We start from the raw sequence: 21,465 nt of genomic DNA, 5'->3' as shown, positions 1-21,465 counted from the left end.
CCACCAGGACACGCAACCGACGCCTCGGCACGGTGAATTTGCCGGTCTCATGCCATTTCCTGCGCATCGGGCACAAGGGCCAGCGCTGCGGCAAAGGTGGCGGCGCTGAAATCCGGAACGGCATTGGCGCTTTCGATGGCGAGTGTTGCCGCCGCGATGCCTTCGCGCAAGGCGGCGCGCAACGTCACGCCATGCAACAAGGCTGCGACCGTCGTGCCAGCCAGGGCGTCGCCGGCACCCGTCACATCCGTAACTTTTCTCGGAGGCGGCGGCAGGATCGAGAAGGTGCCGGCCTGATCGAAACCCAGCATGGGATTGCCGCCCGCCGTCACCACGCCGCTTTTGAGCCCGGCGCGTCGCAGGCCGTCGACGATGCTTTGTTCTGTCGTGACGGCGTCCACGCCGGCCAGTGTCAGCGCCTCGCGGCGGTTCATGAACACGACAGCCAGCCTGTCGAGCACAGGCATCAACCGAATGATCTTGGCCGGCGAGATGGCAATCGCGAAAACCGGCTTGCCGGCGGCAAGCGATGCCAGCCGCTCCAGCGCCGCCGAAGGCAGGTTGGCGTCGCAGAAGACAGCATCGGCGGCATTGATGGCCTCGCGCACCTTGGCGCGGCGGATCTGCTTGGGAAACGCCAGGTCGTAGAGCGCCATGTCGGCAAAGCCGACGATCAACTCGCCGTCACGATCGAGCAGCGCCGTATAGCTCGGCGTGGTCCGATCCAGGAACACCGCGGAAAGGTCGAAAATACCCGCCCTGTCGATGGCCGCTGACACCGTGTCGGCCGCGGCATCGCCGCCGCGCACGGAAAGCAACGAAGCCGATACGCCGCGCCGCACGGTGCTGCGCAAGGCATTGAAGACGCCGCCGCCGACATCCTCGCGCATTGTGCCGGGATTTGACGCCGCGGGCACATAATCTCCCGAAACCTGACCGCGCCGGTCAATGTGGGCGCCGCCTATGGCAAGGATTCTTGGGGACTTCACCATGCTGGCGGTATGACCTTTTCGGTTTGTGCTGCGCCGACACTAACGCATGTCGTCCGAAAGTGCGTAGCGATCAGGAGGCGCCATGCGTCGAAGGAAGATTTAAGATGGCTGCCTGAATCTCTTCAGACACGACGCGTTCTAGATCGCCCGGCCCAACCTCGCAACCGAAGGGGCGATTCGGAAGAGTGGGACAATGGGCCGGTACCGGTGAAGCCGGGCGCTATGGGGAAAAATCCTGAAACAAAAATGGAACAGATGCGGATAGTGATTATTTTTCAACGCATTAATGACTATTGCCAAATGAGAACAAAAAAGGTACAAATCAACAGGGATAACGGATTGTCCGGCCTTCATTGACGACCAAGGGGTGATGTATCATGGCTCAGAATTCTTTGCGGCTTGTAGAGGACAAAGCGGTGGATAAATCAAAGGCTCTGGATGCGGCGCTGTCGCAAATCGAGCGGGCTTTCGGCAAGGGCTCGATCATGCGGCTCGGCGCGAACGAGCAGATAGTCGAGATCGAGACAGTGCCGACCGGCTCGCTTGGCCTCGACATCGCGCTTGGCGTCGGCGGCCTGCCGCGCGGCCGCATCGTCGAGATTTACGGGCCGGAAAGCTCGGGCAAGACGACGCTGGCGCTGCACACGATTGCCGAAGCCCAGAAGAAGGGCGGCATCTGCGCCTTCGTCGATGCCGAGCACGCGCTCGACCCGGTCTATGCCCGCAAGCTCGGCGTCGATCTGGAGAACCTTTTGATCTCGCAGCCTGACACCGGCGAGCAGGCGCTGGAGATATGCGACACGCTGGTGCGCTCCGGCGCCATCGATGTGCTGGTGGTCGATTCGGTCGCGGCTCTGACGCCGCGTGCTGAAATCGAAGGCGAGATGGGCGATTCGCTGCCCGGCCTGCAGGCCCGCCTGATGAGCCAGGCGCTGCGCAAGCTGACCGCCTCGATCTCGCGTTCCAACACCATGGTCATCTTCATCAACCAGATCCGCATGAAGATCGGCGTCATGTTTGGCTCGCCCGAAACCACCACCGGCGGCAACGCGCTGAAATTCTATGCTTCGGTACGCCTGGACATCCGCCGCATCGGCTCGGTCAAGGATCGTGACGAGGTCGTAGGCAACCAGACCCGCGTCAAGGTGGTCAAGAACAAGCTGGCGCCGCCCTTCAAGGTGGTCGAGTTCGACATCATGTATGGCGAAGGCGTGTCCAAGACCGGCGAACTGGTCGATCTCGGCGTCAAGGCCGGTGTGGTCGAGAAGTCGGGTGCCTGGTTCTCCTACAATTCGCAGCGTCTCGGCCAAGGCCGCGAGAACGCGAAACTGTTTCTGCGCGACAATCCCGACACGGCGCGCGAGATCGAACTGGCACTCAGGCAGAACGCTGGTCTGATCGCCGAGAAGTTCCTCGAGGATGGCGGCTCCGAAGGTGGCGACGACGGTTTCGAGGACGAAGCCGGCGCGATGTAGTAGGCGGGCAATGCCAGCAACCACATATTGAGTTCGTGTATTCCCGATTGCGTTTGTGTATCGATGCGTTTCAAGCCGCCGGCCTTCGGGTCGGCGGTTTTGCGTTTTGGCCGATCCGATCCGCCGGTAACGGGCACGATCTGGACCCATTCCGTGTTTCTGGACAGGGTGCGGCGTGATCGCTAAAAGGCCAAAGTCTATCTTCTGAAAAAGTCTATCTTCTAAAAACGCAAAGCCCAATTTCCGCTGGGTCTTCCCGGCGGTTCTCTCGAAAAGGCAGCATTCATGAGTGGCGTGAACGAGATCCGGTCGACATTTCTCGACTACTTCCGCAAGGAGGGTCACGAGATCATCGCGTCGAGCCCGCTTGTGCCGCGCAACGATCCGACGCTGATGTTCACCAATGCCGGCATGGTTCAGTTCAAGAACGTCTTCACGGGTCTTGAGAAGCGACCCTATACGCGTGCCTCGACCGCCCAGAAGAGCGTTCGCGCCGGCGGCAAGCACAATGATCTGGACAATGTCGGCTACACAGCGCGCCACCTGACCTTCTTCGAGATGCTCGGCAATTTCTCCTTTGGCGACTATTTCAAGGAGCGCGCCATCGAGCTTGCCTGGAACCTGATCACCAAGGAATTCGGGCTGAACAAGGACAAGCTGCTGGTCACCGTCTATCACACCGACGACGAGGCTGTCGGCTTCTGGAAGAAGATCGCCGGCTTTTCCGACGACCGCATCATCCGCATCGCGACATCAGACAATTTCTGGGCGATGGGCGACACCGGACCTTGCGGGCCGTGCTCGGAGATATTCATTGATCGGGGCGAACACATCTGGGGCGGCCCTCCCGGCAGCCCGGAAGAGGACGGCGACCGGTTTCTCGAATTCTGGAACCTGGTGTTCATGCAGTATGAACAGGTGACGAAGGAGGAGCGCATCGACCTGCCGCGCCCATCGATCGACACCGGCATGGGCCTGGAGCGCATGGCGTCCATCCTGCAAGGAGTGGAAAGCGTCTTCGAAACCGATCTCTTCCGTCATCTGATCGATGCCGCTTCATCGGCTATCGGGCACGGTCCCGACAAGGAGACGGTCGCGTCCTTCCGCGTCATTGCGGATCATCTGCGCTCGTCCTCCTTCCTGGTGGCCGATGGCGTACTGCCGTCGAACGAAGGCCGGGGTTATGTCCTGCGCCGCATCATGCGCCGCGCCATGCGCCACGCGCAGTTGCTCGGCGCCCGTGATCCCTTGATGTGGCGTCTGGTGCCCGCGCTGGTGCGCGAGATGGGCCAGGCCTATCCGGAACTGGTGCGCGGCGAACAGCTGATCACCGAGACGCTGAAGCTCGAGGAAACGCGGTTCCGCAAGACGTTGGTGCGCGGCCTGGGCTTGCTTTCGGAGGCGACGGAAGAGCTGCATGCCGGCGACATGCTGGATGGCGAGACCGCCTTCAAGCTCTACGACACATACGGATTCCCGCTCGATTTGACGCAGGACGCGCTGCGCCAGCGCAGCATCTCGGTTGATCTTGCCGGCTTCACCAATGCCATGGAACGGCAGAAGACCGAGGCGCGCGCTCATTGGGCGGGCTCCGGCGACGCGGCCACGGAGACGATCTGGTTCCCGGTGCGCGAGAAGGCGGGCGCCACCGAGTTCCTCGGCTACGAGACCGAGCAGGCGGAAGGTATCATCCAGGCGCTGGTCAGGGATGGCAAGACCGTCGACAGCGCCGGCAAGGGTGACGCGGTTGCCGTGGTCGTCAACCAGACGCCGTTCTATGGCGAGTCGGGTGGCCAGATGGGCGACACCGGTGTCATCTCAGGCGAGGGGTTCTCGATCGAGATCTTCGACACGCAGAAGAAGGCCGATGGACTGTTCGTCCATGTCGGCAAGGTGGCCAGCGGCACGGTCAAGACGGGCGCGGCCGTCGAACTCAAGGTCGACCATGCGCGCCGCACCAGGTTGCGCGCGAACCATTCCGCGACGCACCTGATCCACGAAGCGCTGCGCGAGGTGCTGGGCACCCATGTCGCGCAGAAAGGTTCGCTGGTCGCACCCGAGCGCCTGCGCTTCGACATCTCGCACAACAAGCCCATTTCGCCCGAGGATCTTGAAGAGGTCGAGCGCATGGCGAACGAGATCGTCGTTCAGAATGGCTCGGTAACCACACGCCTGATGTCGGTTGATGACGCCATCGCCGAGGGCGCCATGGCGCTGTTTGGCGAGAAGTACGGTGATGAAGTGCGCGTCGTGTCGATGGGCACGGGCTTGCATGGCGCCAAGGCCAACCGACCCTATTCGGTCGAGCTCTGCGGTGGCACGCATGTCAGGGCAACCGGTGATATCGGTTTGGTGCGTGTCGTGTCGGACAGCGCGGTCGCTGCTGGCGTACGCCGCATCGAGGCGCTGACGGGAGAGGCGGCGCGAAGGCATCTCGACGAACAGGACCGTCGTTTGAAATCCGTCGCGTCAACGCTGAAGATCTCGCCGGCCGACGTGCCGGCGCGTGTCGAGGCGCTGCTCGACGAGCGCAAGAAACTCGAGAAGGAACTGACCGAAGCGCGCAAGAAACTGGCGCTGGGCGGTGGGGCCGCCGCGGGCGCGCCGTCGGAAAACGAGACGGTCGCCGGCGTCGGTTTCCTCGGCAAGGCCGTCTCCGGTGTCTCGCCAAAGGATCTGAAGCCGCTCGCCGATGCCGGCAAGACCTCACTGGGCTCCGGGGTCGTCGTCTTCGTCGGCGCCGGCGAGGACAACAAGGCCAGCGTTGTCGTCGCCGTCACCGATGATCTTGTCGGCCGCTTCAGCGCTGTCGATCTGGTGCGCGTGGCGTCCGCCGCATTGGGCGGGCAAGGCGGCGGCGGCCGGCCCGACATGGCCCAAGCCGGTGGCCCGGATGCCTCGAAGGCCAATGATGCGATTGCCGCGGTAAGGGCTGCGCTGGAAGCCGCCTGAAAGCCGCGACATGAACATTCTCGTCCTCGGCGGCTATGGTTTGATCGGGGACGCAATCGTCGGCCGTTTGCTTGGCGACGGTCATCACGTGACCGGACTCGGTCGCGATGTTCAGAGCGCGGAACGACGCAGGCCAGCGGTTCGCTGGATCGCGGCCGACATGTCGCAACTGCTTGGCGCTGAAGATTGGCTGCGGGTGCTTGCGGGCATGGATGCGGTCGTGAATGCGGCGGGCGCCTTGCAAGACGGCCCGCGCGACCGTCTCGATGCCATCCACCGGCGCTCCGTGGTAGCGCTGGTCGCGGCATGTGAGCAGGCCGGTATCAGCCGTTTGGTGCAGATTTCCGCGATTGGCGCCGACCTGTCTTCGGCAAATCCCTTTTTCAGCACCAAGGCGGAAGGCGACAGGGCCGTTGCAAGCTCCTCGTTGGACTGGACTATCCTGCGGCCGGGTTTGGTGATCGCGCCCGCCGCCTATGGGGGAACCGCGCTTTTGCGAGCCCTTGCGGCCTTCCCCGGTTTTGTTCCGGCCGTCATGTCGCGCCAGCCGATCCAGACAGTATCGGTGGCCGACGTTGCCGGAGCGGTCTCACATGCGGTCGCCGGATCTCTGCCGCCCAACCTTGTCATCGATCTCGTCGAGGGCAATACCAGGTCTCTCGCCGATGTCCTGCTTGCCTTTCGTGCATGGCTTGGTCTGCCGCCGGCGAAGGTCGTGCCAATGCCGGCCATTCTCGGCCGGCTTGCGAGCGCCGTTGCCGATGGCCTTGGCACCCTTGGCTGGCGATCTCCTCTGCGAAGCGCGGCACTTTCCGCGCTGGCTCGTGGCGTTACAGGCAATGCCGCGCCCTGGAACGAAATTTCCGGCCATCCGCTCCAGCCGCTGGAAGCAACGCTGGCCGACATGCCCGCAAATGTTCAGGAGCGGTGGTTCGCGCGGCTCTGGCTGGTCAAGCCTGTCATCCTGGCCTGTCTGTCGATATTCTGGCTTGTTTCGGGTATCATCGGCCTGATCCGGCAGGAGGAGGCGGCGGACATTCTTGTTTCGCACGGCGTGCCGGGGAATTTCGCCCATATGTCGGTTCTAGCCGGCAGTGCCGCGGATATCCTTGTCGGCGCGGCGGTTGTGGTCCGGCCCTTCGCCCGGCACGCGCTGCTGGCGATGATCGCGATCACGGTATTTTATCTGGCGGCGGCGACGCTTCTCGTTCCCGAACTCTGGCTCGCTCCGCTGGGACCGCTGGTCAAGACGATCCCAACGCTTTGTCTGGTCCTTGTGGCGCTGGCGGTGCTCGACGAGCGATGAGCCTCTTGGTCGACATATTGCGCTGGGCGCATATCATCGGTGCCACGGTTCTCTTTGGCACCGGCGCAGGGATCGCCTTCTTCATGCTGATGGCGCAGCGTACCGCCCGGCCCGATCTCGTCGCCCATGTCGCGGGCACGGTCGTCATCGCGGACACCATATTCACGGCAACGGCCGTCGTGGTGCAGCCGATCACCGGCGTGCTTCTGGCACGGGCAACGGGTTGGCCGCTGTCCGAAGGCTGGATTGTGCTGTCCTTGCTGCTCTATGTCGCGACGGGTTTGTTCTGGCTGCCTGTCGTCTGGATTCAGATTCGGATACGAAATCTGGCGCGGCAGGCGGTCATCGAGAATGGACCGCTGCCCGCCGAGGAGAAGCGCCTTTTTCGCATATGGTTCGCTTGCGGCTTTCCTGCTTTTGCCGCCGTACTTGCGATCCTCTGGCTGATGGTCACCCGGCCGGCGATCAATCTCTAGGTCACTGTCCCGAGGATTCTGTGATGGACTCCATCAAGCAGCGCTGGTGTCGTATTGGTCCGAAGCTCGGCAGGACCCATCTGTCGGCGTTCCTGTGTTTGCGGCGCGGCGTCGACTGACGAGGCACCCTCAGAGGAAACCTCGCCCACCCGTGTATTTGCGGCGCAGCCGCTTGCTCAGCCATTTGTGAAGCGGCTGGTTTCGCGTCCTGTGAAGAAAGACAGTCTGGTCAAACGGCGTTTCTGAAGCCGGCGCGGAAGGAGAATCCCAACATTGCGACGGGTCGCGAAAGATCGCGGCACCCTGCTGCCTGGCAAGGATAGTCAGAACCGATTGATCATGCCGATGCTCGACGAAGTCCGGCAGGTTTGGCAGGCCATGGACGTTCGGCTTGTCGGTGAGGCGCGTCTCGCTGGCCATGGCTTCTGCCAGCAATGATACAAACCGCCGCGCTTCCGGACCGGCCCGATAAAGCTGCATTCCAGCCCATAGCTGCGGCATCGACCAGAATTCGTCGGTATCGGCGCTCATTTCGACGAAGCAGTCGCGCTTGGTCCATGTGCCCTGCAGCATCGGCCCGCTCATCTTGAAGAGACATACCGGATGTTCTTTGGTGAGCAACATTAGCGGGGCGGGATCGGCAACAAACGTAATTGCCACGTCCGTGTACAGAACCGCCGTTCCGTCCGGCACGCTGTTCAGCACGTCCAGGATGATAGAGGGTTTCCAGAGCCAATAGCCGGCACCGCGTGGCTCAGCCATGATCGACGGGTGCTTCTGCCTCAGATCTGCCAAGACGGGATGCTCCGGCGTGTAAATGCGGCTGTCGAGGCCGAACCGTCCAGCGCTTTTCAGCAGAAGTTTGGTGGCTTGGGAGAGATTCGCGGTGGCGTAGCTCAGATGAACAGCGCGCATCATCCGGACTTCCGCGTGTGGGCAAAGCTCGCGCGCTGCGCAAAGCCGTTCCACCATGCCTGAATATCGGGAAATTCGGCCAGCAGGCTTTGCCCCTCGGCGACATTGAGAAAATAACCGATGATCGGCGCGGCATGCAGATCGGCCAGCGTCAGCCCGGCTCCCATCAACCACGGCCCGGGAGCTTTCAGCGACGAAAGCACCCGCAGTGTGGTCGCTGCCTGTTGAAGTCCCCTGGCGATCAGGGCCTCGTCAGGCGCCGGATTCTCCAGCCGCTCGACGGCGACATCCCAGACCATCGGCCGATACGCATAGGCATCGAGCAGGCCGATCATCTGGTTCATGGTGGCGCGGGCGCGAGCATCCGTCGGCTGCAGGGCGGGTCCTGCAAAGCCCTCATCGACATAGCGGGCAATGGCGCTGGTCTCGAAGAGGCGAAAGCCGTCATGCTCGAAGGCCGGGATGCGGCCGAACGGATGATGTTCGAGATACCAGCCGGGCACGCCGTCCGCCGCGAAGACGTCGACCGGCATCAGCTCGTACGCGACGCCCTTTTCCTCGAGAGCAAGCCGGACGATGCGCACATAAACGCTGTAGTCCGCGCCGTAGACGACCGGCTTGGCCATTTTTTCCCCCCGGGTCTTGGCTCTTTACGCCATGGCCTTCTGTAGGTTCTCGTCGATCTTGTCGAGGAAGCCGGTGGTCGACAGCCAGGGCTGGTCGGGGCCGATCAGCAGCGACAGGTCCTTGGTCATGAAGCCGGACTCGACCGTCTGGATGCAGACTTTTTCCAGCGTCTCGGCGAAGCGCTTCAGTTCGGCATTGTCGTCGAGCTTGGCGCGATGCGCGAGGCCGCGCGTCCAGGCGAAGATCGAGGCGATCGAGTTGGTCGAGGTTTCCTCGCCCTTCTGGTGCTGGCGATAGTGACGGGTGACGGTACCGTGCGCGGCTTCGGCTTCCACCGTCTTGCCGTCCGGCGTCATCAGCACCGAGGTCATCAGGCCAAGCGAACCAAAACCCTGCGCAACCGTGTCGGACTGCACGTCACCATCATAGTTCTTGCAGGCCCAGACATAGCCGCCCGACCATTTCAGGCTGGAGGCCACCATGTCGTCGATCAGGCGGTGCTCATACCAGAGCTTCTTCGACTTGAACTCGGCTTCGAACTCGGCCTGGTAGACTTCCTGGAAAATGTCCTTGAAGCGACCGTCATAGGCCTTGAGGATGGTGTTCTTGGTCGAGAGATAGACCGGATAGTTGCGCAGCAGGCCGTAGTTCAGCGAGGCGCGGGCGAACTCGCGGATCGAGTCGTCGAGATTGTACATGGCCATGGCGACGCCGGCGCCGGGCGCGTCGTACACATCATGTTCAATCACCTGGCCGTCCTCGCCGACGAATTTGATCGTCAGCTTGCCCTTGCCGGGGAAGCGGAAATCGGTGGCGCGGTACTGGTCGCCGAAGGCGTGGCGGCCGACGATGATCGGCTTGGTCCAGCCGGGCACCAGGCGCGGTACGTTCTTCATGATGATCGGCTCGCGGAAGATGGTGCCGCCGAGGATGTTGCGGATGGTGCCGTTCGGCGACTTCCACATCTTCTTCAGCTTGAATTCCTCGACGCGCTGCTCGTCGGGGGTGATCGTCGCGCATTTCACGCCGACGCCGTATTTCTTGATGGCATTGGCCGAATCGATGGTCACCTGGTCGTTGGTGGCGTCGCGATGCTCGATGCCGAGGTCGTAATATTCGAGCTTGAGGTCGAGATAGGGGTGGACCAGCTTGTCCTTGATGAACTGCCAGATGATGCGGGTCATCTCGTCGCCGTCGAGTTCGACGACCGGGTTCGCCACCTTGATCTTCGCCATGGAAAGAATGCCTCGTTGCTGGAATATGGGACGGCCTTGCCCGCGTGGCGTTCGGCCGGGGGAAGCCGCCCGTATATCAAAGCGTTTTTGGCCGTGCAAACAGCGATCGGTCACGAATTGGCGGCGAGCACGGTCGTCATTTGCGAATGCTTCATTTTCACGCCCGAATATGGCAGGGAACGCTGAAATGCCGCAAACAGCAGTTCATTGATAATCATGCCAGCCACTGAAGACGCCACTACCATTCCATCCGCAGGCCCGGCCATCATCTTGGTCGAGCCGCAGCTCGGCGAGAACATCGGCATGGTCGCACGCGCCATGGCCAATTTCGGCCTGTCGGAGCTGCGCCTCGTCAATCCGCGTGATGGCTGGCCGAGCGAGAAGGCGCGTGCTGCCGCCAGTCGTGCCGACCATGTCATCGACGCAGTGAAAGTATTCGACGATCTGGCCTCGGCGCTTGCCGACCTGAATTTCGTTTTCGCCACCACGGCCAGGCAGCGTGACGGCTTCAAATCCGTTCGAGGCCCGGTCGAGGCGGGCAGGATGCTCCGCGCCCGTCATGGAATGGGGGAGCGCACCGGCATCCTGTTCGGGCGCGAGCGCTTCGGCCTCTACAATGACGAGGTCGGCCTTGCCGACGAGATCGTCACCTTTCCGGTCGATCCTGATTTCTCGTCGCTCAACATCGCCCAGGCGGCGCTGCTGATGTCCTATGAATGGATGAAATCCGGCCTTGAGGACGACACCAAGACCAATTTTACCGGTCCAGAGATGAAGCCAGCAAGCAAGGAAGAGCTGCACGGCCTGTTCGCCTACCTCGAAGGCGCACTCGAAGCGCGCGGCTATTTTCGGCCAGCGCCGAAGAAGCCGAAGATGGTCGATAATCTGCGCGCCGTGCTGACGCGCGCCGGCTTCGCAGAGCCGGAACTCAAGGTTCTGCGCGGCATCATCTCGTCGCTTGACAGGTTCTCGCCGGCAATGCCTCGCGGCGATGGATCACCAGGGGATGATCCAAGACGGTTGCCAGCAGCGGCGGCGCGTGCCCGCAAGGCGGAAGCGGCTGGCCAGGCGCCGGACGCCAATGGCGACGACAATGACACGCCGCCGCCGGGCGGCAGGGGAACCGACAATGACTGAACGTCCGATCCTGATGTTCGATTCCGGCATCGGCGGGCTCACCGTGCTGCGCGAGGCGCGCGTGCTGATGCCCGACCGCCGCTTTGTCTATGTCGCCGATGACGCCGCTTTCCCTTATGGCGCCTGGGAGGAGCCGGCCCTCAGCGCTCACATCCTTGGCCTGTTCGGTGCGCTGCTGGAAAAATTCCAGCCGGAGATCTCGGTCATTCCCTGCAACACCGCCTCGACGCTGGTGATTGACGCGTTGCGTCAAAAATTCCCCGGCCATCCCTTTGTCGGCACGGTGCCGGCCATCAAGCCGGCGGCGGAGCGCACGCGCTCGGGCCTGGTTTCCGTGCTGGCGACGCCGGGTACGGTGAAGCGTCAGTACACGCGCGACCTGATCGGCAAATGGGCGCAGAAATGCCACGTGCGGCTGGTCGGATCGGACCGGCTGGCGCCGCTGGCCGAAATCTACATGCGCCAGGGATTCGTCGACGAGGAGATCGTTCGCGAGGAGATCGCGCCGTGCTTTGTCGAGAAGGACGGCGCCCGTACCGATATCGTCGTGCTCGGTTGCACGCATTATCCATTCTTGGCCAACCGCATGCGCAAGACCGCGCCCTGGCCGGTTGACTGGATCGATCCGGCCGAGGCGATCGCCCGCCGCGCCATGTCGCTGTTGGCACCCGTCGATGGGCCGTTGCCGGTAGGCGAGCCCGACATTGCCGTCTTCACATCCGGCAAGGCGGATTTCGCCACCAGCCGGCTGATGCAGGGTTTTGGCCTGACGGTTGCCTGATGTGGTGAGTTGGTTGGTGGCGGAAGTGTCTGCCGCTCAAACAGGTTCGAAGACGATGCTGCGTTGATACGGATCGGCCAAGACCAGCCTTAGCTTCAGACTATCACCCTGTCCGAGCCCGGAGGCCTTCAGGTTGGCAACGACAGGCATGTCCGCAAGCTGGACGCGCACGCCATGGTCGACTAGATCGGTCACAATGGCTTTGAAGGTCTCCCCCACGCGTCCCTTCAGCATTACCGCCTCGGCAAGGTCGATGGCCGCATGGTTGATCTGCGAAGCGCGGCTATCCGCACGTCCCATCACCTTCGGCAATCTGGCGAACGCATCGGTGACAGCCTGCGACACGGGCTGGCCGTTGGCAATAGCCAGCGCGCAGCGCACGACGTATCGATCGGCCAGTCGCCGAAGTGGCGCGGTTGCATGGGCATAGGTCGCCGCCATCGCCTCATGCCAGGGCACAACACCCTCTTTGTAGGGCTGGTAAGACGCGCCTGGGCTTGCGTGGCGGATTTCCAGCATCAGCGCCGCCTGCTGCGGATCGGTCGAGTCAAGGGTTCGCTGATAGTCGCGTAGGCTGGTGGTGGCCGGCCAAGACTGTCCCAGGGCCTGTGCCGCGTTGCGCAGTCTTTGCACCTTGAAATCGTCTGGTTCTGACATCACACGGAACAACCCAGTATGGTGCGCAAACATGGCGTCGGCAATCGCCATGTTGGCGGCCAGCGAAAGCGCGGCATTGTCTTGCTCGGATTGCAGCAGCGGTCTGAACGAAAGCCGGAATGTGCCATCGGCGAGCCTTTCCACTTCCTGCTCGGGTGGGTCGACGCGGGAAGCGCCACGACCCTTTTCATTCACAGCCATGCGCCGCGCCATTTCGGCGAACCCGGCCGGGACATCGGAGGCCCGCACGCTGTCATAGGCGAGCTTCGCACGGCTTTGAATGATTGCCCGCTCCGCGCCGTCCAGTTTCACTGCACCGTCCTCCGCGACCCGAACTGTGAAGACGACCGCAGGGCGCGGTCCATCCGGCAACAGGCTCGCGGCACTCTCGGCAAGTACCGGCGGGTAGAGGCCGGCCTTGCCGTCGGGCAAATAAAATGTCTCGCCCCGCGTCCAGGCTTCGCGATCGATCGCGTCGCCGTCCTCGACGAACCAGGCCACGTCGGCAATGGCGTAGTGCAGCAGAAGATCGCCGCCGCTCAGCTCGATCGAGAACGCCTGATCGAGATCGGTGGAGCTTGCCGGATCGAGCGTGACGAAGGGCATGGCTGTTCGATCGGCATGCTGGTTCGGCGTACGTTTGGCCGCCGCCTCCGCAGCGGCCATTACGACCGCTGGAAATCCATCCGGCACGTGGAATTCGGCGCGGATTTTCGCCAGGCCGGTGGAGAGTGCTTGTGTAGGATCGGTCAGTGATTTCATGTGGCCGTCCTACACTGGCGCCATTCATACAGGAAGGTTGCCAACGAAAATCGCCAAAGCCGGCCGCCTGACAGGCTGGCAGCCGCCGGGTGAGGAACTGGGCCTGGCGCTGGAACCGCGACCGAAACACGGCGTTTCTCCTCTGACCACGAAGGAGAACCAACCATGCCAGCCACATCAAAAGCCCAGCAGAAAGCCGCCGGCGCGGCCCTGTCCGCCAAGCGCGGCGAGACCAAGAAGAGCGAGTTGATAGGCGCATCTCGGGAAATGTACGATTCCATGAGCGAAAAGCAGCTCGAGGAGTTCGCCGAAACCAAGCGCAAGGGGCTGCCGGAGAAGAAGTCTAGGGCATGATCCCGAAAAGTGGGAACCGGTTTTCTCGGACAAACGGTCCCCGTTTGTCCAGAGATCATGCTCAAACAAGAAGATAGAGCCGTATCCCAATTCCATCGTGATGGAACAGGCTTTAGACTGATCTCTTCGGCAGCGCTGTCTTGCAGCGGTGGTCAGTAGCCTACCGTGAAGCGCTTGCCCGTGTGCTCGGGCTTTTCGGCTTCGTTGACCAGCGCAACGGCAAGATCCTCGACTGAAATATGGCTTTCGCCCTTTTTGTCGAGCACTGGCTGGTCGCCACCGAGACGGAATTTCCCTGTTCGCTGGCCTGGGGCCATTTGGGCGGCGGGCGAAAGGAAGGACCACTCAAGGCCCTTTTCCTCGCGGATTTCGGCAAGCGCGTCACGTGCGGCGCGGGCGCCGTCGCGGTAGGCTTCGGGGAAGTGCGGCGAATCGACGAACTGGCTGCCATCCGGCGCGTGCAGGCTGCCGGCGCCGCCGACGACGATCAGGCGAACGCCTGCGGCCTTGGCCGCTTGTACGATGGCCCTCGATCCTGCCAGATGCTTGTCATAGATCTTCGGATCGCCCCAGCCGCCATTGAAGGCGGAAATGACGACATCATGTCCGGCCAGTATCGTTGCCAGCTGCTTGCTGTCCGAGACATCCGCCTTGACGGCGCCGACGTCGGCCTGTGGCGCCAGTTTTGACGGATTGCGCATGATCGCGGTGACTGAGTGGCCGCGTGAGATTGCTTCCTTGAGCACGGCGGCGCCGACGAAGCCTGATGCGCCGATAAGAGCGATTTTCATGAATGTCTCCTCTGCCTTTCCTTGTCTCGCTTTTCCGTTGTCGTATGGGCGGTCCTCGAATTGAGACATCTCGGCGACGGCATGGATATCGTTCGACGCCGCCGCCTCGGTGAACTGGTCATGAAATAGGGCCCGCGATGTGTTTCGCAGGCCCTGAATATCAATTTCCATGTTGATACCGCCGTGCGGTCCCGGTTGGGATCACGGGCGTGAGCCGCCTACCAACGATGGCAGCGGCGCACGCGCTCGACGATGACCCTGCGGTGGCCATGACGCCACACGACCCTCTTTTTCACGATGATACGGCAAACCGGTTTATGTCCATGCCAGTGCCTTGCCATTGCCGGTTCCGGCGCAACCGCCATGGAACCTGCCAGCACTGCCGCTCCGGCCAGGGTAAGGAAGAACTTCTTCATGTTTAGTCGGGCTCCTCTAGCTCCAGTCAGTTCCTGATTCCGTTGGCGCAACCTCCCGCCATATCCGGCACTGCATCAACATCGAAAATGGTATATGGTTGCCGTCAGCCATTCCGGTGACAAGCTTGACACCGGATGAAACTCCGTCTAACCACCCCGACAACACCGGGCCGCAATGCTCGGTGGTTTCTTTTGTATACGCAAGACCAGCCAGCCTAACCTGTTCTGGTCTTGTTTGAAATGACGTGTCCCGTGGGCTTTCCGCCGCGTTGCGTGGGAAAGCCCTGTCAGGCCTCGAAAACGGGGGCCAGAGGAGGGCGCGTTTCCTTCACCCGGACCATGAGGTTCCGGGTGTGTTGTTTTGAAAAGGGAATGCGATGAGCAAGCGCGAATCCGCGAAGTACAAGATCGACCGCCGTCTCGGCGAAAATATCTGGGGTCGCCCGAAGTCCCCGGTCAACAAGCGTGAATACGGCCCCGGCCAGCATGGCCAGCGCCGCAAGGGCAAGCTTTCCGATTTCGGCCTGCAGCTGCGCGCCAAGCAGAAGCTGAAGGGTCACTATGGCGACGTTTCGGAAAAGCAGTTCCGCAAGGTCTATGAAGAGGCTGATCGCCGCAAGGGCGACACCTCCGAGAATCTGATCGGCCTGCTCGAGTCGCGTCTCGACGCGGTCGTCTACCGCGCCAAGTTCGTGCCGACCATTTTCGCCGCCCGTCAGTTCGTCAACCATGGCCATGTCAACGTCAACGGCAAGCGCGTCAACATCGGTTCGTACCGCTGCAAGCCGGGCGACGTCGTCGAAGTTCGCGAAAAGTCGAAGCAGCTGGTCATCGTTCTGGAAGCGGTGGGCTTGGCCGAGCGCGACGTGCCCGATTACATCGAAGCCGATCACAACAAGATGGTCGCGACCTTCTCGCGCATCCCCGGTCTCGCCGACGTTCCGTTCGCGGTGCAGATGGAACCGAACCTGGTCGTCGAATTCTATTCGCGCTGATCGACCTCGATTTTTCGATATAGGAAAGGCCGCCCTTCGAGGCGGCCTTTTCTTTGCTGGTCATGTCCGCTAATCCGGGCGCTCGGGTTCACTGAAAGCGCCGCGCCATGAACATCTTGTCAGAGCCAATCGCCGACGTCGAAGGCGGCTTTTTTCCGATGTTCGCCGACGTGCCGTCGTCGGTCGAATTCAACAAGCTGCGTAAGCGGCTGCTGCGGCTCACCCGTCAGGCGATCGAGGATTTCTCGATGGTGAGACCGGGCGATCGCTGGCTGGTCGCGCTGTCGGGCGGCAAGGATTCCTACGGCCTGCTTGCCCTGCTGCTGGATCTCAAATGGCGCGGACTTCTGCCGGTCGAACTGCTGGCCTGCAATCTCGACCAGGGCCAGCCGAATTTTCCAAAACACATATTGCCGGACTACCTCAATGCCCATGGCATTGCGCACCGGATCGAGTATCGGGACACCTATTCGGTCGTCACCGACAAGCTTCCCGAGGGCAGCACCTATTGCTCGCTGTGCTCGCGCCTGCGGCGCGGTCATCTCTACCGGATCGCGCGGGAGGAGGGGTGTTCGGCACTGGTGCTCGGCCACCATCGCGAGGACATTCTCGAAACCTTCTTCATGAATCTCTTCCATGGCGGTCGTCTTGCCGCGATGCCGCCAAAGCTGCTCAATGACGACGGCGACGTCATGGTGCTCAGGCCGTTGAGCTATTGCTCGGAAGTCGACCTCGAGAAATTCGCCGACGCCATGCGCTTTCCGATCATTCCCTGCGACCTCTGCGGCAGCCAGGAAGGACTGCAACGCAATGCCATGAAGGCGATGCTCGACGATATCGAAAAACGCATGCCCGGCCGCAAGGATACGATGCTCCGCGCGCTATCCAACACCCGACCGTCACACCTGCTCGACCGGAAGCTGTTTGATTTCGCGAGCCTCAACGAAACCCTCGGCGAACGGCAAGATAATCCCGATGACATTTGACGACACCGCTATCGACTGGCTCGCAACCATGCTTGCCGAGGCAGCCGAAACCGAAATCATGCCGCGTTTTCGTCGGCTGGGCGCTGGCGATATCCGCCAGAAGACCTCGCCGGCGGATCTGGTGACGGAGGCTGATGTGAACGCCGAGCGGCTGATCACCGCCAGGCTGCGCGAGCGCTACCCGTCGGCGATGATCGTCGGCGAGGAGGCGTGCTCCGACAATCCGGCGCTGCTGCAGGGCCTCGGCGATGCCGATCTCGCTTTCGTCATCGACCCGGTCGACGGCACGTTCAATTTCGCCTCCGGCATGCCGCTGTTCGGCGTCATGATGGCTGTGGTGGTGAAGGGCGAGACGGTAGCCGGCATCATCCACGATCCGGTTGGCAAGGACTGGCTGATCGGCGCGAAGGGCGCAGGCAGCCACATAAAGCACTCCTATGGCAGCCTGGAGAAGGTTGCGGTCGCAGCACGCGTGCCGATTTCGGAAATGACCGGCTCCGTTTCCTGGCAGTACATGGCCGAGCCTGAGCGCTCACGCCTGGCGCGCAACCAGACGAAGACACTGTCGCAATTCGCCTATCGCTGCGCGGCGCATGAATACCGCTTGCTGGCCAGTGGTCATGCCCATTTCGTCGTCTACAACAAGCTGATGCCTTGGGATCACCTGGCTGGGGTTCTGATTCATGCCGAGGCAGGCGGCCATGCGGCACGTTTCGACGGTAGCGCCTATCTGCCCTCGCATATCGACGGCGGGCTTCTCGTTGCGCCCGACAAGGAAAGCTGGCGAGAACTGCGCCGCGAAATCTGGGCGGAATAGGATCAGTTCCTACGCTGGCGATAGCCGACAGGGCTGCCGACCGACAAATATTAGTTAGTGCAGATCGGTGACGTGCCCCGAAACGGGTGGGTTGTGCGGTTGGAACATCTTACCCCGCTCGGCGAGCAGGATCATCAGCAGTGCAGCCACCGACACGCTGCAGAAACCGGCTGCGAGCGGCGTGACAGTGCCGTTGAAGGCCTGGCCGATCAGCGTGCCGAGAATGCCGCCGAGAAACGTCTGCATGAAACCCAGGATCGACGACGCCGTGCCCGCGAGTTGCCCGAGCGGCTCCATGGCCAACGCGTTGAAATTGGCGCCGAGCGCACCGAACGGAAGCATGGCGCTGGCAAAGAAGGCGATGAACAGCCAGAGCGGCATCCGCATTTCCAACGAAACCACGAGCCACGCCAGGCTGATGACAAGAAACAGCAGCAGCGCGCTCTGCGACAGGCGGCGCATGCCGATACGGCCGACAAGGCGCGAGTTCAGATAGTTGGAGAACGCGAGCACGCCGGCGACACCAGCGAAGATGACCGGAAACATCTCGCCGACGTGGAATATGTCGACGTAGATCTGCTGCGCCGAGGCGATGAAGCCGAACATGGCGGCGAAGATGAAGGTACTGGCAAAGGCGTAGCAGAGCGCGATGCGATTGGTGAGCACGATGCGGAAACCGCCCAGGACCGATGATACCGTTAGCGGCCGACGATATTCGGGATGCAGCGTTTCCGGCAGCCGCAGCAGCGACCAGGTCGACACGACCAGCGCTCCGATCGCCATGGTGATGAAGATCCAATGCCAGCTCGCGAACAGCATGATGAACTGGCCAATGCCGGGGGCGATGACCGGAATGGCCATGAACACCATGAAGATCAGCGACATCACCTCGGCCATGCGCCGACCGTCGAACGTATCGCGTACGATCGAGACGGCGATGACGCGGGTCGCGGCCGCGCCAATGCCTTGCACGACCCGGCACAGCAGAAGTGTTTCAAAGCTTGGCGCAATGGCGGCCGCGGCTGCCGCGGCAACATAGATCACCAGCCCGGCAACCAGCGGCGCTCGGCGCCCGAAGCGGTCGGAGACAGGCCCGAAGAAAAGCTGTCCGCCGCCAAAGCCAAGAATGTAGGCCGTAACCACATACTGGCGGTGATTTTCATTTTCAACGCCAAGGGAGGCGCCGATCTGCTGCAGGGCTGGCAGCATGATGTCGATGGCCAGCGAATTCAGCGCCATCAGCGCCGCGCACAGCGCAATGAACTCCCAGCGCGGAATGGGCAGTTTGCTTGCCGATTGCGGCGCTATGGTTGGCTGGTCCACGGTAAATCCGATCTTTCAAACGAAAATGCGCCGGCGGGCCGGCGCATTGGCTCGTCTTGTTCCCGTCGCCGGGACTACAAAGCAGAACTCAGGCGGCGCCCTTGACGCTCACGCCCTTCTCGACGAGGAACGTCTGCAGTTCGCCTGCCTGGAACATCTCGCGGATGATGTCGCAGCCGCCGACGAACTCACCCTTGACGTAGAGCTGGGGGATCGTCGGCCAGTTGGAATATTCCTTGATGCCCTGGCGCAGTTCGGCCGAGTCCAGAACATTCACGCCTTTGTAGTCGGCGCCGATATAGTCGAGGATCTGGACCACCTGGCCGGAGAATCCGCACTGCGGGAAACCGGGCGTGCCCTTCATGAAGAGCACGACTTCGTTGCCCTTCACTTCGTTGTCGATGTAGTCGTTGATACCGCTCATGAAGAATCCTTTCACGCCTGTGGGAGTCAGGCTCGAAACATACCTTTCAAATAAACCCATAGGTTGCCCGAAACAAGACGTTTGCCGCGTTGCGGCTCAAATGGCGTAAAGGATGGCCTGATATTGGGCCAAGCGCCCAAGCCCCTCCATTTTCAATGAAAAATGATGAAAACCCGATACCTCGCCGGATTGCTGACCGTCGTTCTTGTTGTTTCGCTGGCTTTGATCTGGTGGCGGTCGCCGGTGCGTGCGCCCCTCGTGGTCGGCGGCGAATTGCCGGGGCCTTGTCGCAGCCTCGATTTCGAGGCGGTTCCCTATGTCGTCTGCGAGATCGACCCTCGCGGCTACGACGTTGCTGTTTTCCTCAAGGGCAATGACGGCAAGGCCTTCGGCTCGCTGGAGACGTTCGACAGCGCGATGTCGGAGCAGGGAAGGCCGGTCCTCCTGTCCATGAACGCCGGCATGTATCATGAGGATCTGGCGCCGGTCGGACTTCTCGTCGAGAACGGGCAAGAGGTGGCGCCACTTAATCCCGCCGATGGCGCCGGCAATTTCTTCCTGAAGCCCAATGGTGTCTTCATGATCGGAAAGGACGGCAAGGCGGCAGTCATGGAAACGACGGCATTCGCCGCCGCGAAACCCGAGGCGATGTTCGCCACCCAGTCCGGCCCGATGTTGGTCATCGATGGCCAGATTCATCCGCGTTTCGAAGAGAACGGCACGTCGCGTTTCATCCGCAACGGCGTCGGCGTTCGGGTCGACGGCACCATCGTGCTGGCGATCTCACGTTCGCAAGTCAGTCTAGGCAGCTTCGCGCGACTGTTCCGCGACGCGCTCCAGTGCCCTAATGCGCTGTTCTTCGACGGAGCCATTTCGGCACTGTCCGACGGCAGCAGGATGATCGTTGGCGGAAAATTTCCGGCAGGGCCGATCATTGCCGTGACTGCTAAGCGCTAGGCGCGGCTATTTTCGCGCGCGCACGCAAATGAACGCGGGCGCCAGGCTCAGTTCGGCAAAATGCCTGGGGTCGACGGTTTGCATTTCGGCTACGGGAAGCGGCTCGACGAAACGGTCGAGTGCCCAGCCAGTGCCGGAAAGACCGTTGAGGATATCGCCAAGCGGCCTGCGATAGGATTCGACATAGGGATTGGGTTCGCCAAAGCCGCTCCAGTACATGCCCCAGCGATTGGTTTCGAAATAGGTCTTTTGACCTCTGGCGCGCACATCCGCCCAGTCCCGCATGGGGTGGCCCATGGAGAAGACCAGCCAGCCACCCGGCCGGGCGACGCGGTGGAATTCGGCGAACACCGGCTGGAGGTTCTCGACATAGTCGAGCGCCAGCGAGCAAAGCACGCCGTCGACACTGCGGTCGGCGATCCAGTCCAGCGGCTTCGACATGTCGCCTTCCCGGATATCCACGTCGAGCCCGGCGCATCGCTCACGGGCCAAAGCCGTCATTTCCGGCGTGACATCGAAGGCGCGGACACGGCCGCCGGCACGGGCCAGTTTTTCCGTGCAGATCCCGGAACCGCAGCCGGCATCGAGGATGTCGAGCCCGGCGACATCGCCGACAAGGGCCAGGGACGCCGGGCGTTCGTAGAGCGCATTGTGCGGCTTGGTTGGAGCAAGCGCATCGTAGCGATCGGCAAACGAAGCATAGGCTGGCTTGGCGACGGGCGTTCGCTGGTCATCTTGGCCGCCTCTGCGTTGGAATGGAAAATGCCTTAGTCGGGCACGCTGGTCTGCAGCGCCAGTGCGTGCAGCACGCCGCCCATATTGCCCTGCAGCGCGTTGTAGACCATCTGGTGCTGCTGCACGCGGCTTTTGCCGCGAAAGCTCTCTGCCACCACTTCTGCCGCATAGTGATCGCCGTCGCCGGCAAGGTCACGAATCGTCACCTTGGCGTCCGGAATGCCGTCCTTGATCAGTTTTTCGATGTCGTGGGCATCCATTGCCATGGCAAAATCCTGTTTCAAGCGGCCGATATGCGGCCATGCGTCTGACTCGCCAGAACCTAAAGCCTTTCTGGTCCGGATTGAAGCCG

At 61.9% G+C, this 21,465-nt stretch carries 22 protein-coding genes and 1 pseudogene; 11 read left to right on the top strand and 12 right to left on the bottom strand.

Annotated elements, in window-relative coordinates; all coding sequences use genetic code 11:
- Window positions 1-47: 47 nt before the first annotated feature.
- Window positions 48-992 carry a carbohydrate kinase family protein gene (locus LGH82_RS07465; protein WP_227347912.1) on the bottom strand — a complete coding sequence of 315 codons (945 nt, stop codon included), beginning with the start codon at window positions 990-992 and terminating at the stop codon, window positions 48-50.
- Between the two features lie 377 nt (window positions 993-1,369).
- Between LGH82_RS07465 and recA the strand changes: the two genes are divergently transcribed.
- The 4 genes from recA (at window position 1,370) to LGH82_RS07445 (ending at window position 7,201) form a co-directional block, all read left to right on the top strand.
- The gene (gene recA / locus LGH82_RS07460; RefSeq protein ID WP_227347911.1) at window positions 1,370-2,467 is read left to right on the top strand and encodes a recombinase RecA; all 1,098 of its coding nucleotides are present in this window, start codon (window positions 1,370-1,372) and stop codon (window positions 2,465-2,467) included.
- A gap of 285 nt (window positions 2,468-2,752) precedes the next feature.
- Entirely contained in the window at window positions 2,753-5,419 is a 2,667-nt protein-coding gene (gene alaS / locus LGH82_RS07455) for an alanine--tRNA ligase (protein WP_227347910.1), read from the top strand.
- Between the two features lie 10 nt (window positions 5,420-5,429).
- Window positions 5,430-6,725, top strand: a complete 1,296-nt coding sequence (locus LGH82_RS07450) for an SDR family oxidoreductase (protein WP_227347909.1) — start codon at window positions 5,430-5,432, stop codon at window positions 6,723-6,725.
- A complete protein-coding gene (locus tag LGH82_RS07445) occupies window positions 6,722-7,201 on the top strand; it encodes a DUF2269 family protein (RefSeq protein WP_227347908.1) in 480 nt (159 codons plus the stop codon). The genes LGH82_RS07450 and LGH82_RS07445 overlap by 4 nt, the downstream gene beginning before the upstream one ends.
- Before the next feature lie 129 nt (window positions 7,202-7,330).
- Here the strand turns inward: LGH82_RS07445 and LGH82_RS07440 are convergent, their stop codons facing one another.
- The 4 genes from LGH82_RS07440 to LGH82_RS07425 form a co-directional block, all read right to left on the bottom strand.
- Window positions 7,331-8,119 (bottom strand): hypothetical protein, encoded by a 789-nt coding sequence (locus LGH82_RS07440; RefSeq protein WP_227347907.1) that lies wholly within the window; start codon window positions 8,117-8,119, stop codon window positions 7,331-7,333.
- A complete protein-coding gene (locus tag LGH82_RS07435) occupies window positions 8,116-8,742 on the bottom strand; it encodes a glutathione S-transferase family protein (protein ID WP_227347906.1) in 627 nt (208 codons plus the stop codon). The genes LGH82_RS07440 and LGH82_RS07435 overlap by 4 nt, the downstream gene beginning before the upstream one ends.
- A 24-nt stretch (window positions 8,743-8,766) precedes the next feature.
- Window positions 8,767-9,978 carry an NADP-dependent isocitrate dehydrogenase gene (locus LGH82_RS07430; protein WP_227347905.1) on the bottom strand — a complete coding sequence of 404 codons (1,212 nt, stop codon included), beginning with the start codon at window positions 9,976-9,978 and terminating at the stop codon, window positions 8,767-8,769.
- Window positions 9,979-10,088: 110 nt separating this feature from the next.
- Window positions 10,089-10,298: a hypothetical protein gene (locus tag LGH82_RS07425; protein ID WP_227349757.1), complete on the bottom strand. Its 210-nt coding sequence runs from the start codon at window positions 10,296-10,298 to the stop codon at window positions 10,089-10,091.
- Here LGH82_RS07425 and LGH82_RS07420 point away from each other — a divergent pair.
- Both LGH82_RS07420 and murI read left to right on the top strand, forming a co-directional pair.
- Window positions 10,282-11,115: an RNA methyltransferase gene (locus tag LGH82_RS07420; RefSeq protein WP_264484366.1), complete on the top strand. Its 834-nt coding sequence runs from the start codon at window positions 10,282-10,284 to the stop codon at window positions 11,113-11,115. The two genes, LGH82_RS07425 and LGH82_RS07420, sit on opposite strands and share 17 nt — an antisense overlap.
- The gene (murI, locus tag LGH82_RS07415) at window positions 11,108-11,896 is read left to right on the top strand and encodes a glutamate racemase (protein WP_227347904.1); all 789 of its coding nucleotides are present in this window, start codon (window positions 11,108-11,110) and stop codon (window positions 11,894-11,896) included. Before LGH82_RS07420 ends, murI begins: the two co-directional genes overlap by 8 nt.
- 36 nt (window positions 11,897-11,932) lie before the next feature.
- Here murI and LGH82_RS07410 read toward each other — a convergent pair whose 3' ends face one another.
- Window positions 11,933-13,315: an RNB domain-containing ribonuclease gene (locus LGH82_RS07410; protein ID WP_227347903.1), complete on the bottom strand. Its 1,383-nt coding sequence runs from the start codon at window positions 13,313-13,315 to the stop codon at window positions 11,933-11,935.
- Between the two features lie 165 nt (window positions 13,316-13,480).
- Here LGH82_RS07410 and LGH82_RS07405 point away from each other — a divergent pair, with 165 nt between their 5' ends.
- Entirely contained in the window at window positions 13,481-13,669 is a 189-nt protein-coding gene (locus tag LGH82_RS07405; protein WP_227347902.1) for a DUF3008 family protein, read from the top strand.
- Window positions 13,670-13,821: 152 nt separating this feature from the next.
- Here LGH82_RS07405 and LGH82_RS07400 read toward each other — a convergent pair whose 3' ends face one another.
- Together LGH82_RS07400 and LGH82_RS07395 are read right to left on the bottom strand one after the other, a co-directional pair.
- Window positions 13,822-14,460 carry an NAD(P)-dependent oxidoreductase gene (locus LGH82_RS07400; RefSeq protein WP_227347901.1) on the bottom strand — a complete coding sequence of 213 codons (639 nt, stop codon included), beginning with the start codon at window positions 14,458-14,460 and terminating at the stop codon, window positions 13,822-13,824.
- A 218-nt stretch (window positions 14,461-14,678) separates the two neighbouring features.
- Window positions 14,679-14,876 (bottom strand): hypothetical protein, encoded by a 198-nt coding sequence (locus LGH82_RS07395; protein ID WP_227347900.1) that lies wholly within the window; start codon window positions 14,874-14,876, stop codon window positions 14,679-14,681.
- A 377-nt stretch (window positions 14,877-15,253) separates the two neighbouring features.
- On the opposite strand from LGH82_RS07395, the gene rpsD reads away from it, so the two are divergent.
- The 3 genes from rpsD (at window position 15,254) to LGH82_RS07380 (ending at window position 17,674) form a co-directional block, all read left to right on the top strand.
- Window positions 15,254-15,871 carry a 30S ribosomal protein S4 gene (gene rpsD, locus LGH82_RS07390; protein ID WP_023759539.1) on the top strand — a complete coding sequence of 206 codons (618 nt, stop codon included), beginning with the start codon at window positions 15,254-15,256 and terminating at the stop codon, window positions 15,869-15,871.
- Window positions 15,872-15,978: 107 nt separating this feature from the next.
- Window positions 15,979-16,857: a tRNA 2-thiocytidine(32) synthetase TtcA gene (gene ttcA / locus LGH82_RS07385; protein ID WP_227347899.1), complete on the top strand. Its 879-nt coding sequence runs from the start codon at window positions 15,979-15,981 to the stop codon at window positions 16,855-16,857.
- A complete protein-coding gene (locus LGH82_RS07380; RefSeq protein WP_227347898.1) occupies window positions 16,847-17,674 on the top strand; it encodes an inositol monophosphatase family protein in 828 nt (275 codons plus the stop codon). The genes ttcA and LGH82_RS07380 overlap by 11 nt, the downstream gene beginning before the upstream one ends.
- A 54-nt stretch (window positions 17,675-17,728) precedes the next feature.
- Here the strand turns inward: LGH82_RS07380 and LGH82_RS07375 are convergent, their stop codons facing one another.
- Both LGH82_RS07375 and grxD read right to left on the bottom strand, forming a co-directional pair.
- Window positions 17,729-18,997, bottom strand: a complete 1,269-nt coding sequence (locus LGH82_RS07375; protein ID WP_413771433.1) for a multidrug effflux MFS transporter — start codon at window positions 18,995-18,997, stop codon at window positions 17,729-17,731.
- Window positions 18,998-19,085: 88 nt separating this feature from the next.
- Complete coding sequence (grxD, locus tag LGH82_RS07370) at window positions 19,086-19,421, bottom strand: Grx4 family monothiol glutaredoxin (protein WP_227347897.1); 336 nt, start codon at window positions 19,419-19,421, stop codon at window positions 19,086-19,088.
- Window positions 19,422-19,586: 165 nt separating this feature from the next.
- Here grxD and LGH82_RS07365 point away from each other — a divergent pair, with 165 nt between their 5' ends.
- Window positions 19,587-20,378, top strand: a complete 792-nt coding sequence (locus tag LGH82_RS07365; protein ID WP_227347896.1) for a phosphodiester glycosidase family protein — start codon at window positions 19,587-19,589, stop codon at window positions 20,376-20,378.
- Window positions 20,379-20,384: 6 nt separating this feature from the next.
- Here the strand turns inward: LGH82_RS07365 and LGH82_RS07360 are convergent.
- Together LGH82_RS07360 and LGH82_RS07355 are read right to left on the bottom strand one after the other, a co-directional pair.
- A pseudogene (locus tag LGH82_RS07360) lies at window positions 20,385-21,005 on the bottom strand (class I SAM-dependent methyltransferase); the annotation flags it as partial.
- 140 nt (window positions 21,006-21,145) lie between these two features.
- Window positions 21,146-21,379 (bottom strand): BolA/IbaG family iron-sulfur metabolism protein, encoded by a 234-nt coding sequence (locus LGH82_RS07355; protein ID WP_227347895.1) that lies wholly within the window; start codon window positions 21,377-21,379, stop codon window positions 21,146-21,148.
- Window positions 21,380-21,465: the final 86 nt, after the last annotated feature.

The organism is Mesorhizobium sp. PAMC28654 (assembly GCF_020616515.1).
Taxonomy (GTDB): Bacteria; Pseudomonadota; Alphaproteobacteria; order Rhizobiales; family Rhizobiaceae; genus Mesorhizobium.
Note: the sequence above shows the minus strand (reverse complement) of the source record. Positions and strands in the feature narration are given on the sequence as shown.

Excerpts from the sequence above, each read along its gene's own strand:
- LGH82_RS07465 (WP_227347912.1), bottom strand. The coding sequence starts at position 992 with ATGGTGAAGTCCCCAAGAATCCTTGCCATAGGCGGCGCCCACATTGAC.
- recA (WP_227347911.1), top strand. The coding sequence starts at position 1,370 with ATGGCTCAGAATTCTTTGCGGCTTGTAGAGGACAAAGCGGTGGATAAA.
- alaS (WP_227347910.1), top strand. The coding sequence starts at position 2,753 with ATGAGTGGCGTGAACGAGATCCGGTCGACATTTCTCGACTACTTCCGC.
- LGH82_RS07450 (WP_227347909.1), top strand. The coding sequence starts at position 5,430 with ATGAACATTCTCGTCCTCGGCGGCTATGGTTTGATCGGGGACGCAATC.
- LGH82_RS07445 (WP_227347908.1), top strand. The coding sequence starts at position 6,722 with ATGAGCCTCTTGGTCGACATATTGCGCTGGGCGCATATCATCGGTGCC.
- LGH82_RS07440 (WP_227347907.1), bottom strand. The coding sequence starts at position 8,119 with ATGATGCGCGCTGTTCATCTGAGCTACGCCACCGCGAATCTCTCCCAA.
- LGH82_RS07435 (WP_227347906.1), bottom strand. The coding sequence starts at position 8,742 with ATGGCCAAGCCGGTCGTCTACGGCGCGGACTACAGCGTTTATGTGCGC.
- LGH82_RS07430 (WP_227347905.1), bottom strand. The coding sequence starts at position 9,978 with ATGGCGAAGATCAAGGTGGCGAACCCGGTCGTCGAACTCGACGGCGAC.
- LGH82_RS07420 (WP_264484366.1), top strand. The coding sequence starts at position 10,282 with ATGGTCGCACGCGCCATGGCCAATTTCGGCCTGTCGGAGCTGCGCCTC.
- LGH82_RS07425 (WP_227349757.1), bottom strand. The coding sequence starts at position 10,298 with ATGGCGCGTGCGACCATGCCGATGTTCTCGCCGAGCTGCGGCTCGACC.
- murI (WP_227347904.1), top strand. The coding sequence starts at position 11,108 with ATGACTGAACGTCCGATCCTGATGTTCGATTCCGGCATCGGCGGGCTC.
- LGH82_RS07410 (WP_227347903.1), bottom strand. The coding sequence starts at position 13,315 with ATGAAATCACTGACCGATCCTACACAAGCACTCTCCACCGGCCTGGCG.
- LGH82_RS07405 (WP_227347902.1), top strand. The coding sequence starts at position 13,481 with ATGCCAGCCACATCAAAAGCCCAGCAGAAAGCCGCCGGCGCGGCCCTG.
- LGH82_RS07400 (WP_227347901.1), bottom strand. The coding sequence starts at position 14,460 with ATGAAAATCGCTCTTATCGGCGCATCAGGCTTCGTCGGCGCCGCCGTG.
- LGH82_RS07395 (WP_227347900.1), bottom strand. The coding sequence starts at position 14,876 with ATGAAGAAGTTCTTCCTTACCCTGGCCGGAGCGGCAGTGCTGGCAGGT.
- rpsD (WP_023759539.1), top strand. The coding sequence starts at position 15,254 with ATGAGCAAGCGCGAATCCGCGAAGTACAAGATCGACCGCCGTCTCGGC.
- ttcA (WP_227347899.1), top strand. The coding sequence starts at position 15,979 with ATGAACATCTTGTCAGAGCCAATCGCCGACGTCGAAGGCGGCTTTTTT.
- LGH82_RS07380 (WP_227347898.1), top strand. The coding sequence starts at position 16,847 with ATGACATTTGACGACACCGCTATCGACTGGCTCGCAACCATGCTTGCC.
- grxD (WP_227347897.1), bottom strand. The coding sequence starts at position 19,421 with ATGAGCGGTATCAACGACTACATCGACAACGAAGTGAAGGGCAACGAA.
- LGH82_RS07365 (WP_227347896.1), top strand. The coding sequence starts at position 19,587 with ATGAAAACCCGATACCTCGCCGGATTGCTGACCGTCGTTCTTGTTGTT.
- LGH82_RS07355 (WP_227347895.1), bottom strand. The coding sequence starts at position 21,379 with ATGGCAATGGATGCCCACGACATCGAAAAACTGATCAAGGACGGCATT.